This is a genomic window from Clostridium sp. MF28 (assembly GCF_002969175.1).
Taxonomy (GTDB): Bacteria; Bacillota; Clostridia; order Clostridiales; family Clostridiaceae; genus Clostridium; species Clostridium beijerinckii.
The window spans coordinates 3,198,189-3,210,979 of the sequence record NZ_CP014331.1; the positions used below are offsets into that span (position 1 = coordinate 3,198,189).

The following is a 12,791-nucleotide window of genomic DNA, read 5'->3' on the forward strand; positions in this document are numbered from 1 at the left end:
CTTACACCCCCAAATATTGTGGCGTGTAATATATTGTAACTTCTAAGCTATCAATAAACTGGTCTGCATCATACCTAAATAAATTATCACCTGTAGCCAATTGTAAAAAAGTGCTTTGAAAATCAATATAATTAAATATGTTTGTAGGAACTCCATTTATAACACTTTCAAGTTTTTTGTTGCCAAAGCTAGTGTTTAAAACAATAACTTCGCCTGCTTGCATGGTCCTATTGATCTTTATAAATTCTTGTGTATTAACATTCAATATTGATGGATTTACAACCGTTGCCAGCGCTCTAAACTCGGCCCTAATGCCACAATCAACATCACCATCATTAAACACATCAACGATCAATGAAGGCTCTCTGTGGCCTATTTCAACCCCTGTTTCATCTGGTATTTCAAAATCAAAACTAAAATCACCTTTCCATAAGGCAATTTCAGCTTGTGATTCTGCTATATTCATCCAAAAAGGATTACTAGCGGTGCAGCTTATAAGACATTTATTAACTACGCCATTAACACTTGTGAAGTATGGAAGTGAATCAATTATACATTTAGTTTTAACTTCTTTTACTGGATCTTTATAGATCAAATAGCCTTCACCTAATCGCGGATTAAATACTTTATTGATCTTATTTCTATAATCTATTAGATCCGTTTCATTATTAGCAATTATTGCAATTTCAATTGTCTTATCATTTGATTCAATCGTATTGCCTAAGTAAGTTGATCCATCCTGATTCATGCCTTTATTAGTATAAATATTTACTTTCCCTTTTTCCGAAAAACCAAGCAGCAAAAGCGGTGCAAATTCATTAAAATCAATTGTTTGGCCTAATTTGTTAACATAAGTTAATTTTTTCACTTCTTTTCCTCCTTACAATCCAAATGCTAATTCTTGCAACGCTCTTTTATTTTGCTTTGCGGTTTCGGCTGGACTCAATGCTGATGGACTATAGATATTTACAACTTGACTAATTCCGCTGCTGGCCGCTTGGCTGCTGCCTGATATTGCGAAATTTGCACTTCCTGAATCAACTGCTGGGATCGCTGCTGCTGCTAGTGCCTTTGCTTGTTTAGCAATATTTCCAACCGTTGATGCAATACCAATTTCAAACCCTTGACCAGTGTATATCCCTATTTGTTTCATAACCCTTGATGGTGAATGAATATCTAATGAATGTTTAATACCCGCCACAAAATCATCAACAAGGCCGCCCATCCATCCGCTCATATCATCCCAGGCGGTTTTAATTCCATCTCTAAGGCCATCAACGATATTTTTACCAATGTCAAGCATTCTTTCTGGCAAGTTTTCAAAGGTATCAACTATTCCATTGAAAGTATTTTGCGCCCCTTGGGTAGCTTCTGTAAGCATATTACTTCCCCATGTAGCAACGTTACTAACTGTATTAGTTAACCAAGTTTCAACGCTGCCAGGTAATTGAGTAAACCAATTAATAACCGAATTATATGTATTGCTTGCGGCTGCTGTCGCTTCGCTTAGCATATTACTTCCCCATGTTTCAATATTAGTGATCGTATTAGTTAACCATGTCATTATATTTCCAGGTAGTGCGCTAAACCATTGGCCAACTGAATCGATCCATTGAGGTACATTTATAGTTAAATAATTAATTACATCTGATCCCCATTTAAAGATAGCTCCTACCGCTTCACCCAATCCATAAGCTATCTTATGTGGCAATTGGGCGAACCATTGCCCCATGGAATCTAACCAAGCTGGTATACTTTTTGTGAAAAAGTCAGTTACTTTGGTCCATCCCTCCTGAAAAGTCTGCGGTACTGTAGTTGTAAAGAACAAAGCAAATCCACTAAAAGCGGTTGGAATTGTGTCTGTAAAGAAAGTTATTATCCCATTAAATACAGAAATTGCAGTGGTGCTTATTGCCTCCCATGCTCCAATTATTGCATTTCTAAAACCTTCATTTGTATTCCATAAGTAAACTATAGCTGCAACTAATCCAACTATTGCCGCAACTATTAAGCCTATAACATTTGCACTCATTGCAGTATTTAAAAGGTATTGAGTAACTGTCAAAGCTTCTTCAGCTTCTTTTGCGCTCTGGAATCCCAGCACCAGATCATTAATAACGCTCGTCATTGCGAAAACTTGCATAGCTGTTCCTATACCAACGATTCCAGCGGCGATTAAACTAGAATTATCCATTATCCAACCCAAACCATCCAATAATGCTGGTAATACATTTGTGGCCATATCAGCTATGTTTTTTATTAATTCCCCTAATCCTTGTGATAATGATTCTATCCCAGCTTCAATGCCTGACTCTGAAAAAGCGGTGTTCATTTGATCTGCTGCATCATTCAAGCTTGGCATAAGCTCCTTTGAGATAGGCAACAATATACTTGTTTCTATCTGTCTGCCTAGTCCTTGCAGCGCTTCGATAGGTGTATTATATTTCACCTGGTTAATTTGATCCATTGAATCAGCTGTTTTATCAAACATAGTTTGCATACTATCAAGGTTTGTAATTACTTTTGGCCCTAGATCCTCCCATTGAGTTCCAAAAAGATCAACCCCAGCGGCACTTTGTTTGACTGGATCATCCATTTTCCTAAGACCTTCAATGATCTGGAAAAATGCTGCTCTGGCAGTTTCTCCCCCAGCTCCAAATTTTTTGGCCATTTCATCTGCATTAAGGCCAAGTTTACTGAATCCATCCGCTGTGGTATCAGATCCATCAATGACTCTGATTGATAATTCTTTTACTGCATCCCCTACTTTGTCTAAATTGAATGCCCCATTTTGCGCTCCAGCTTCAAAAATATCAAACATATCGTTAGCATTTAACCCAAGTTTTCCAAATTGGACCGAATATTCATTTACACTGTCAAGCAATTCATCACTATAATTTAAATTCTCTTGCTGCCCTTGTGCTAATAAATTAAAAGCTTCTTCAGATGTGATCCCAAATTGCTTCATTAATGCCTGAACAGAACGCATACTTTCAGGGACTTCAACCCCAAACGTATCTCTAAAAGCAATGGCGTTTTGTGTTACCCCTTGCAGATCCTCTCCAGTGCCTTGCATATACTGTCTTACACTTGAAAAGCTTTGTGCTGCATCTTCAATACTTTCGCCAAAATTATTGTTATAAACTGCTTCGATCTGGTCATTAAATTTTGCCATTTCTTCATTGGTCGCGCCTGTTTGAGCTTGTAACCCATTTAAGGACCTTTGCCAATCTCCACCAAATGTTATGACTCCGCTTATACCTTCTTTTAGCTTGTCCCATATATCCCCACCAATGGCCATTCCAAAACCGCGCTTGATATATTCACCCATGTTAGCGAATAAACCTTTGCTTTTTTCAACTTCTTCTTCCAGCTCCTTGATAGGCTTTTTTAAATCACCACCTGAAGGCGGGTTCATAGCATCCTTGTAAGATGCTTTAAACTTATTTAATGACGTTTCTGTGAACTCTATTTCTCTTTGGAATGCTCTGTATTGTGCTTCGCCTATGTCCCCTTTAGCAAATTGTGCTTCGACTTGGCTTTCAGCTTCTTTCAAAGCTTTCAATTTTTGACTTGTATTTTCTATTTGCTTGGCCAATAATTCTTGCTTTTGGGCCAATGCTGCTGTGTTTCCAGGATCGAATTTTAATAACCTTTCAACATCTTTTAGCTCTTTTTGAATATCAATACTTTGTTTTGTAATGCCTGATAAAGATTTTTGGAGTCCTGTCGTTTCCCCATCCAGTTCAATAGTAATTCCTTTAATTCTGCTATCTGCCATCTTCTCACCTCACTTTCTAAAAATTATCAAAGTCGGTCTGGCTTGCTGCTCTTGACTTGCTTTTGCTTGGGTTTGTCATTTCAATAAATTCTTCAATGTAGTCAAAGCACATACCAATGGTCATAATTTCAAGATCTTCACGCTGGAGATCGCATTTTCTGCATAAAATAACAAATGATTCAGTTGTTAAAACCGAATCATCTGCTGAATTGTCATTTTCTATTTTTTTTTACTCTGAATACTTGAAGCAATTAGGTCCTGTATCTGTGGTATTATTTGAAATAATGGAAATTCGTCAAAACCATCCAGCCAAGTGATAGGATCTGGAATTGAATTATTAGCGGTCTTTGCTAATACCCATATGATGTTATAAAATATTTCAAAATCTGCATTTTCCAACATTTCAAAGTTATCTGCCGCATCTTTAAATTTATTTAATCTATTCAATTTAATTATTTCTGCAAAATAATCTTTATGAAATTGCGCCTTAAATCTTAATGGCGTTGCTGCGGTCGATTTAAATTTAACTTCTTTATTATCAATTGTTATTGTTGTTTCCAATTACTACACCCCTTTAAGCTGCATCTTTTTCATATACTTTTGAATACCAGCCATTGTAGATCTCCGCTGGTGTCATTGTAGTTGTCTTTGTTTTAACTGCAAGATCTGTTGCTCTTGGAGCTGCAACAAAAGTTAACTCACTTGTGTTTGGATCTGCTTTATCTGTCTTTGTGTTAGATCCAACTTTTGGCCTTGATGCAGTACAATTATATAGAACGTGCCTTGTTGCCTTTATATCACCATCAAACTCGAATAATAATGCAAAAGGCTTGCCCACTAAATTTGATTTTTCTGTTAGAACCCCATCCTTTTCATCTTTAACTTCCCCAAGTGCATCAATTAAAAATTGTTCTGGAATATTTGCAATGGTTAAGGTCCCATCGTACCCCTGATTGTTTGATGCAGAATAATATAAAACGTTATCCGCATAAAATTCTGTCATATCTCCCCTAGGATCTAGGGCCAATTCAATTCCACCTTCCAATGCAATTGGCGTGTCATAAGTTATAACCCCATTAACAACCGAAAAAGTTGCATAATGTACATTTGTTAATCCATAAGTAACTTTGTTATCCATATTATGTTAACCTCACTTCGTATATTTTTTGATAAATGTTCTCTGTTTCAATAAAAACCTCACCTTCAGACGAATAAGGAATTTCATTGGAATCAAAAAGATCTTCAAGCTTTTTTTCTTCCTGAAGATCTTTGATCTTTGTATATAATTCAATTTGAATATTATATATTTTTATATAGACTTTATTATCTGCATACATATGAGCTGAAGGGCCATAAATGTATGTCATAAATGGCGGCTGTGGTGCTGGGTTATCGTCTGTAACATTAAAATGAGAATAAAAAACTGGATAGCCAGTTTCATTTAATATGTCCACAAGCTCATCTATTATCATTTACGAATCATCCTTTCCACTCCGCTTATATATTCTTCAACTGCTTGATCTTCGGCTGGTTTGATGTGAACCTTCGCCGCAACTCTACCCCCATTTACTTTGGCATGGCCTTTTTCTAGTAGATGGGTTAATTGATAATTTGTTCTATTATGAACAATTAATCTCGTGTCTTCTTTTGAAACTGTCCACCCTTTGGCATAAGCTCCTGTATTTTTTGGACTTGTAACCTTCAGGATCTTTGCTGCATTATTTGCGGCTTGCTGCTTGGCTACTTCTAACCCTTCAGCTACTTCGCTTGAATATGCTTCTAATGCTGCTGCAATTTCTTTGGCTAATCCTTCTATCTTAGACATTTAATTCACCTTTTCACACGTTAATTCTATTTCTTCAAAATTCGTTGAATAAGTACGGATTACTTTATACTTATTTTTTTCAAATAGAATTTCCCTTTCTCCATTGTATTCATACTTATGAATTACAAATATGATCTCTGGCTTTAGGCCCTGACTTGCTGCATTATAATATTCATTTCTTCCAACGCTTTTTAGATCACAATACAGATCCGTTTTTACTTCTTCAGGGATCTGATTCATTAATTTATCTGTTTTGAAAGTATACTTAATCAAAGTTAATCCATAATCATACGCCATGGTCTAACCCCTTCCAACATGAATAATTAAATTGTGTAATCTATATTGCAAATGCCTTGGCATGGCTGCATGATCCTTATTTCTGTAGGACCACGCAACATAATCAACAATAAATAAAAGATGATAAAAGTTCTCATATTCCAAAATCAAACCTTTTTCATCTTCTAACTCTTTTGTTATTCCTTTTATAATTGCAGTAATATAATTATCTCTAATACTGGACATAATGCCCAATTCTTCTTTTACCAATTGGAGGATCAATTCAATGTTCATCCATTAGACCTCCTTAAAGTTTAAATTATCCTTGTGGCTGTGTTGCTTCTTCATTAGCCTTGTCCAATGCAAATGATGCTGAAACATCTGGCGTAACTCCGCCTAGTCCAATCAATACAAATGCTGCTTCTCTTACTGGCTTTCCATCATATCTGGCAGTAGCTTTGAAAACTGTCTTATCATCTGTAAAAAGGAATTCTGATGAACTTGCACCCTTTACATCTGATCTTTCAGCTAATAGATATTTTGTGAAGTCTCCAACTAAAATATTATTATCTGGCATTTCTTCGCTGAACTCAACTTTGTATCCAACACCTGGGAACGCTTGATTGCTTGCAGTAACAAAAGTACCACTATTATTGGTAGTTAAAGACATAGGCACGATTGTTCCTAACCATGTTGATTCATTCATTATAACTGTTATTGGACCTCTGCCCCTTCTACCTCTTTTTATGTTTTTCATAGCTTCAATTATCTTATCAAATTTTGTATTTGCAGCTGATAAAGTTATAATATTTTTAGCTTTCAAATCTGTATTTGCGTTGATAGCTGGAATTATACCCATAGGCATTTTGTTTCCTTTTCCATATATAATTGCTTTATCTAATGCAATTGCAATTGATTCTTTTAAACAATCTTCAACGTGCATTGCTAAATTTACCATTGAATCCTCTATATAAGAGTTATCTAATGGTATAAACCCGCCTACTTTGTACCCATCAACTTCAACATCTGTGAAAAGGCAGCTCAATTCGTTTATTCTTCCTTGCATTTCTGTCCATACTGCTTGCGGAGCTTCCCCAACTATGATTGCTCTACCCTTACCAGTTAATTTAGCAACTCTAACAAGATCATATAATACTGAATATCTGCCCATATCATAAGTTAAAGTATCCATTATTATTTGTGGTATTGTAAGATCCAGGCCAGATATGCTTCTTTTTTCAACTGCTTCTTTTAAGTTAGCGTAAAAGCTTCTAACTTCTTCCCTGTTTAATCTGTCCACTATTTGGCTTCTTGTGTTCATTCTCTTTGATTGCATCCTTTGTTCTCCCCCTAGGTTTTTATTTCTTTCAATTGCTGCTGGTGTTGGATCTGCTGCTGGTGCTGGATCATTTACTGGATCTTTTGCATTTAGCTTTTCAAGCTCCCCTTCAAGATCTGCAATTTCAGTTTCCAAAGTTGTTTTTTCACCTTCAAGACTCGCTTTATCTGTATCTAATTGAGATATATTTTCTTCAACCAGCGCAATTTCTTCATCTGTTTTAGCTTCTTCAACTGCTGCTTCAAGCTCTGCGGCTCTTGTGTTTAATACTGCTTCTCTTTGCTGCAATTCAGCTAGACTAGCTTTCCTTTGTTCTATCTTTTTAGCTGTTATTAGCTTCTTTAATGCCATAATTTTTCAACCTCACCTTTAAATTATTTTTCTTTTGTAGAATCTGTTTTTCCCTATAAGCTTCAACGCTCTTTTGCCTAGCTTGTACCCCTGTTTCTTCATAGGCTGGAAATGTAACAACACTAACTTCATGGAGATCCACTTCAGTAATGGTCCATTTGACACTCCCATCATCCCGCCACTCGGTTTCTTCAGATATGATATTAAAACCAAAGCTGCATTGACTTACATCACCACGCTTCACACGCTCATACACATTGACCGCTTCAGAATCGTTTGTATTAATCTTGATCCTTCCCCATAGGCCCCTCGAATCTACTTTTAATTCCAAAGTACCTGACTTGTTTCGGCCTAATACAAGGCGCGTATCATGGTTTATCAAAGCTCTTATATCATTTGACAAAGTGTTATTAAGTGCGGTTGGTGCTATTTCTTCATATGCTCCCAGCCACAACTCTGTTGGCTGATTAAAAACAATGAAATAACCTTCAATATACATTTCATTACTATCAGCGTTATCTCTGGTTTCAAGTGCTATGCTCATGCTCCTTGTTTGTCTTTCAATTCTGCTCAATTACTTATCACCTCCTTGCAGCTTCTTTTGATCGCCTATCATTCCAGCTGGAATATAGTTTTCAAGGATCACTCTTTCATCAAGGCCTTCTAATGGTGACATTCCTAGCCAATCCCTAACCTCATTTCCAAGCATTAAACCTCTAACATACATATCACCGCCAACCGTTGCCAGTTCGCTCATATCGTATGAATAAAGACTCCGCGCATTGAATTTAAAATATAGATCTGGGCTATATAAAAGTTTCCTTGTTAACTCTTGTTCAATCCCCTTGGCCATTGGTAGGATCGTTACATTAATGAAGTTGTTATATTCTTCCTTGTTGTACGCACCTACGCCCAAAAAAAAGGCTGGTACTCCGAAAATACCCGCCACCGTTTTTTTATCCAATTGAATTGCATCATTTAAGGCCAGATCATTTAAGCTCAATGGTTTGACTTGATCTATCTTTACTAAGTCGGCTGGAATAACCCAAGGTTTGCCGCCCCCTGTTTCGTCAATATATTTGTTTAATATTGCATCCCTTCCCGCTTCGCTTGCTAATTCTTCTGTCATTGCATCAACTGCAATTATTAGTGATGGTTTCCACTTATCACTCATAAAAGAATTTTTAGTCTTTGCAGCTTGTTTCAAGTTCATAACAATATCTTTTAATACAACCTTGTAACCCTGGCCCAAATATGGCCTTTCTGGATCTGGATTTATAATGAAATGCAATACTTCATCATAATCGTAAATGTTAGATCCATAACGTACCTGATAGGCTGCTGGCGTATCCTGAAAAGAAACGCCTGAAGGCTTCAAAGGAATCAATTCAGATATTAACCCATTGTCAACCTTTGGATATACAACACTGTTTCCATTTCCCGCTAATAACATTGAATGAACAACGTTATACACCCATGTTTTTCGTGTCATTAATGAATAAGGGTTTATATCAATCTTTCTGGATAAAGCATTTTTTACTCTTATATCCCCATTATCTGTATTTTCCATTAAATGAATTGTCATACTAGAAATAAGATCTGCGATCTTGTGGGCGGCCATTCGTACCTCTGGATTATCTGACAATCTTGTATAGCCTGGAACGCTCAAAGATTCTGAATCATTAGATAAAAACCAACTTATTGCATCCCCTTCAGATCTCCTATTCATTTTCTTTTTATTACTCTTTGCCAATCTCTCACCCCCTTAACCTTTCAACCAAGTTGAAGCGGAATTTGATTTTTCAATATCTTCTAATTTTCTAACACAAGCGAAAACCGCTGCATCAAAAACATCAATTCGCTGCTCTGGCATAACTTTTTCGTACTGGATCATATCATCTGTTTTTTCGATTGCTCTTACATTTTGTAAACAATACTCAAATGGATCGGCATGAAGATAATACAATTTTCCTTCCTTTGCCTTTGCTTCGATCCTTCTAAAACCTTCAGACTTTTTATAAAAATACTGCGGCTGATCTATGATATTAAAACCAGCTTTTTTCATTCCAACAAAATACTCTCTACAAAACTTTCTATCATGGCCAACTTGTTTTATCTTAAATCCCATCTTTCTCATTTTTACAAACCAATTTACAATATCAGCATAATTAACAACTGGATTATTGCACATATCCAGCCAGCCATCATCCTTCCAGCCAAAAAGTGGGATTCCATCTTCATCCGCCTTTTTGTGAGCTGCAACAATTGGGAACCAGGCGTGGGGAATAATAATATCAATGCCCTGGTATTCTCCATATAAAGCGGTGGCGGTTAAATCATGCAACTTGGATAAATCGGCCCCGCCATACCAAGTGATGGGCAGCTTTGCAAGTTGTTTTAAGGTCCATTCATACTTATTATCCGAATTTTTAAATTCATCTAAATTGAAATAAGCTTTCATAGCGCTTGTATAAATGTTCATTGACTTTGCTAGAAAATCTTTTCGCTGCTGCGGATCATTTTGAGCTTGCAGCGCATCATTCAAAATATCGTCTGGCCTGATGCTTACCCCATATGCTGGATTCGCTTTTTCATGCTGGATCGGATTTGTATAATCAACCTCGCCTGTTTCATCTTCATCGGCCTTGCAGATGAAAACAAAGTAAGCTTCATCTTTTACAGTGCCATCCAAGATCTTTTTACAATACATTAACCGCTGATAACAAAAGGAATTCATATTGTCACCAGCGGTCGTTATGCCTATCATTAACTTATTTGTATAAGCTTTCATGGCTTCCTTTATGATGTTGTATTGCTTCGGTGTTTTATAGGCGTGTATTTCATCCGCTATGGCAATATTACAATTCAAACTGTCCTGACGATCTGGATTTGCTGCAAGTGCTTGTATAAATATGCCGCCATCCCCAAGATCTCCTTGAATTGAATGTTCCTGATTATTGTCAATCACTCTGAAGTTTTGCTTTTCTCCCATAGCTTCAAGATTAAAATTAATGAAATTGAAACTTTCAAGGGATTGTTTCAAAGCTGCTGCGGTAATATATACTTTACTTCCACTTTTTCGCTCTAGTAGGCCCAGGGCCCACGCCAATGCTGCTGCAAATGAAGTCTTAATATTCTTTCTAGGTATAAAAATAAACGCTTCTTTGAAGCGCCTTATCTTAGTACCTTTATGATAAAAACCTAATAAGTTATACACCTGGAATTTATGAAATGGCTCTAATAAAAATGGCGTACCCCTTAAAGGTGTACCATCCAATTTCTCTCCTTGTGCATGAACAAAGGTTTTTTCTATTATTCCGATTACGAATTCTGCATCTTTTGGATTAAATTCATATTTAGGATTTTTTAAATCATTTAAAAATCTGTTACAAGCTTGAATCTGTTCTTTACAAGCTATTTTTCTTTTCTCAACAATGCTGCTGGCGTATTCCATTACTATTTCATAATTTGTATATTGGATCATTGTAGCTCCTGGAGTACCGCTGCAAGTTTTGACTTGTTATTTCCTTCAGGTGTAACAGATCCCAAGGCTTTTGGATTTAAACAAAGTCTATCAGAATATGCAAGAATATCTTTCCTTAGTGATTCAAGCGTTGCCACAATTGCAGACTTTTTGGTCCCGCCAGCTGCGGTTTCTGTTTCATATTGATAGCCGCTATCTTCAAATTCCTTTAAGGCTACTTCATATTGAATATTAAGATCAACATATATGCCTATAAGGCTGCTATATTGTTTTTTATATACTCCTAGAACTTTCATGTCTTCCACCACTTGGGCCATCATTGCTGCTTTATTTTCTGGCATCCTCTCACCTCCTAAAAAAAGTTTTTGGGTAGTCGATCTATTGGAAAAGGTTATCTCCCTCGGTTCCTTACTCAATAAAATAAAAAAAAAACAAAGTGGGGGGGAATCTGATCGATCTGAAAGCAATTGAATAATTTTAATACAAAAATAATTTCTTCTGATGGACTTCATTGAAATTTATTTTTTGCCTTCATTCTCTTGATCCATTGTTCCCCTAACTTTGTTAGTTTGTTGTTTGTACGGTCGTGCATCTTGTCATGGCACTTGTTGCACAAACTTATTAAGTTATCACTATTAAATTTTAAATCTGGCCTTTGATCCAAAGGAATTACGTGGTGTACTGTAGCTGCTGCGACACTCCTACCATACCTTAAACATTCTTTGCACCGATATTCGTCACGCTTTAATATCCTTATTCTCTTGGCCATCCACTTAGGATCTTTATAAAATTTATTTACTTGCTTCATTCTATCCTCATAAGTTACTTAATGGCTATGTGAATACTACTTAATCAATTGATGCTGCTGCATAAAGTTAGTTGATGATACCTTATTATTTTGTTTATATATTGTGCCTCAATATATTTTTGTTAAGATCTAACTTTAAATAGTTTTATCAATTGTTCTTTCTATTCTTTTTCATAGTCCTCTTATCATTTGTTTAGATTCAGCAATTGTGATAACCCAACATAAACATCTAAGGCTTAAATGTAAACCGTAAACCAAAAAATTTATTAACTCTATATCTGAAAGGAGGTGCATAATAAATGAAAATAAAACTTATACCACCTTAGATGCTATGTTGAGCTATCTTCCAAGCTCATTGCCTTTTGCTATAATACAATAATAACATCATTTCCTTATGGAAAACTGTTGGCTTATTGGTGACTTATTGGCGAAAAACTGTTTAAATATTGGTGAAAAACTGGTGTGAAATTGATTCATTGGGATATATGTATGCAGCTAAATGATTTACTATTTTATTCTTAGCTTTGCAGCAATTATCTTTATCCATGCCCAAGCTCATTCCAATCTCTATCCAGGTCTTTTTCCTTCCCTTTTGAAAGTATCTTAATTCAACTATCTTTAATTCTTCTTCCTTCAATGATTCGATCCCATTGTTTATGAGCTGCTTTAATATAATAAGATCTTGCTTTGATTGCTTCAGCCTGTTTAATTCTTCGTTTATATGTTCATCCCTTCGAATCACTTCATCTTCAACTGATGATTTAAAAGCGTTGGTAGGTCCTGTCTTTTCTTCATATGATACCCCAGCAACTGCAACATCATTACTTAATCTATCTATATAAATATCTATGCTTTTGATTCTTAGATCTATATTCTTATATTCATATAATGCTCTTTCCGTTTTCTTAAATAGGTGATCCATTATTT

The 12,791-nt window shown here is 35.9% G+C and carries 15 protein-coding genes; all 15 read right to left on the minus strand.

From position 1 onward, the window contains the following. Position 1: 1 nt before the first annotated feature. Positions 2-868 carry a phage tail family protein gene (locus AXY43_RS13600; RefSeq protein WP_105411672.1) on the minus strand — a complete coding sequence of 289 codons (867 nt, stop codon included), beginning with the start codon at positions 866-868 and terminating at the stop codon, positions 2-4. Positions 869-880: 12 nt separating this feature from the next. Next, complete coding sequence (locus AXY43_RS13605; RefSeq protein ID WP_105411673.1) at positions 881-3,781, minus strand: phage tail tape measure protein; 2,901 nt, start codon at positions 3,779-3,781, stop codon at positions 881-883. A 219-nt stretch (positions 3,782-4,000) separates the two neighbouring features. Further along, positions 4,001-4,342 carry a hypothetical protein gene (locus AXY43_RS13610; protein ID WP_105411674.1) on the minus strand — a complete coding sequence of 114 codons (342 nt, stop codon included), beginning with the start codon at positions 4,340-4,342 and terminating at the stop codon, positions 4,001-4,003. A gap of 13 nt (positions 4,343-4,355) precedes the next feature. Beyond that, complete coding sequence (locus AXY43_RS13615; protein WP_105411675.1) at positions 4,356-4,919, minus strand: major tail protein; 564 nt, start codon at positions 4,917-4,919, stop codon at positions 4,356-4,358. Position 4,920: 1 nt separating this feature from the next. Continuing rightward, positions 4,921-5,253, minus strand: coding sequence for a hypothetical protein (locus AXY43_RS13620; RefSeq protein WP_105411676.1), 333 nt, complete (start codon positions 5,251-5,253; stop codon positions 4,921-4,923). Next, a complete protein-coding gene (locus tag AXY43_RS13625; RefSeq protein ID WP_105411677.1) occupies positions 5,250-5,606 on the minus strand; it encodes an HK97 gp10 family phage protein in 357 nt (118 codons plus the stop codon). Before AXY43_RS13625 ends, AXY43_RS13620 begins: the two co-directional genes overlap by 4 nt. After that, complete coding sequence (locus tag AXY43_RS13630; protein WP_105411678.1) at positions 5,607-5,903, minus strand: phage head closure protein; 297 nt, start codon at positions 5,901-5,903, stop codon at positions 5,607-5,609. A gap of 3 nt (positions 5,904-5,906) precedes the next feature. Further along, positions 5,907-6,176 carry a hypothetical protein gene (locus tag AXY43_RS13635; RefSeq protein WP_105411679.1) on the minus strand — a complete coding sequence of 90 codons (270 nt, stop codon included), beginning with the start codon at positions 6,174-6,176 and terminating at the stop codon, positions 5,907-5,909. A 25-nt stretch (positions 6,177-6,201) separates the two neighbouring features. After that, positions 6,202-7,572, minus strand: a complete 1,371-nt coding sequence (locus AXY43_RS13640; protein WP_105411680.1) for a phage major capsid protein — start codon at positions 7,570-7,572, stop codon at positions 6,202-6,204. Next, complete coding sequence (locus AXY43_RS13645; protein ID WP_105411681.1) at positions 7,544-8,146, minus strand: HK97 family phage prohead protease; 603 nt, start codon at positions 8,144-8,146, stop codon at positions 7,544-7,546. The genes AXY43_RS13640 and AXY43_RS13645 overlap by 29 nt, the downstream gene beginning before the upstream one ends. Beyond that, positions 8,147-9,301 carry a phage portal protein gene (locus tag AXY43_RS13650; protein WP_105412509.1) on the minus strand — a complete coding sequence of 385 codons (1,155 nt, stop codon included), beginning with the start codon at positions 9,299-9,301 and terminating at the stop codon, positions 8,147-8,149. 36 nt (positions 9,302-9,337) lie between these two features. Then, positions 9,338-11,056, minus strand: coding sequence for a terminase large subunit (locus tag AXY43_RS13655; RefSeq protein ID WP_105411682.1), 1,719 nt, complete (start codon positions 11,054-11,056; stop codon positions 9,338-9,340). Then, on the minus strand, positions 11,053-11,397 hold the full coding sequence (locus AXY43_RS13660; protein WP_105411683.1) for a P27 family phage terminase small subunit: 345 nt from the start codon (positions 11,395-11,397) through the stop codon (positions 11,053-11,055). The genes AXY43_RS13655 and AXY43_RS13660 overlap by 4 nt, the downstream gene beginning before the upstream one ends. Positions 11,398-11,564: 167 nt before the next feature. After that, a complete protein-coding gene (locus AXY43_RS13665; RefSeq protein WP_105411684.1) occupies positions 11,565-11,864 on the minus strand; it encodes an HNH endonuclease in 300 nt (99 codons plus the stop codon). A 439-nt stretch (positions 11,865-12,303) separates the two neighbouring features. Continuing rightward, positions 12,304-12,786: a xanthine dehydrogenase gene (locus AXY43_RS13670; RefSeq protein WP_105411685.1), complete on the minus strand. Its 483-nt coding sequence runs from the start codon at positions 12,784-12,786 to the stop codon at positions 12,304-12,306. Positions 12,787-12,791: the final 5 nt, after the last annotated feature.

Bases quoted from the DNA above. Each gene is read 5' to 3' on its own strand.
- AXY43_RS13605 (WP_105411673.1), bottom strand. From the start codon at position 3,781: ATGGCAGATAGCAGAATTAAAGGAATTACTATTGAACTGGATGGGGAA.
- AXY43_RS13615 (WP_105411675.1), bottom strand. From the start codon at position 4,919: ATGGATAACAAAGTTACTTATGGATTAACAAATGTACATTATGCAACT.
- AXY43_RS13620 (WP_105411676.1), bottom strand. From the start codon at position 5,253: ATGATAATAGATGAGCTTGTGGACATATTAAATGAAACTGGCTATCCA.
- AXY43_RS13625 (WP_105411677.1), bottom strand. From the start codon at position 5,606: ATGTCTAAGATAGAAGGATTAGCCAAAGAAATTGCAGCAGCATTAGAA.
- AXY43_RS13630 (WP_105411678.1), bottom strand. From the start codon at position 5,903: ATGGCGTATGATTATGGATTAACTTTGATTAAGTATACTTTCAAAACA.
- AXY43_RS13635 (WP_105411679.1), bottom strand. From the start codon at position 6,176: ATGAACATTGAATTGATCCTCCAATTGGTAAAAGAAGAATTGGGCATT.
- AXY43_RS13640 (WP_105411680.1), bottom strand. From the start codon at position 7,572: ATGGCATTAAAGAAGCTAATAACAGCTAAAAAGATAGAACAAAGGAAA.
- AXY43_RS13650 (WP_105412509.1), bottom strand. From the start codon at position 9,301: ATGAATAGGAGATCTGAAGGGGATGCAATAAGTTGGTTTTTATCTAAT.
- AXY43_RS13655 (WP_105411682.1), bottom strand. From the start codon at position 11,056: ATGATCCAATATACAAATTATGAAATAGTAATGGAATACGCCAGCAGC.
- AXY43_RS13660 (WP_105411683.1), bottom strand. From the start codon at position 11,397: ATGCCAGAAAATAAAGCAGCAATGATGGCCCAAGTGGTGGAAGACATG.
- AXY43_RS13665 (WP_105411684.1), bottom strand. From the start codon at position 11,864: ATGAAGCAAGTAAATAAATTTTATAAAGATCCTAAGTGGATGGCCAAG.
- AXY43_RS13670 (WP_105411685.1), bottom strand. From the start codon at position 12,786: ATGGATCACCTATTTAAGAAAACGGAAAGAGCATTATATGAATATAAG.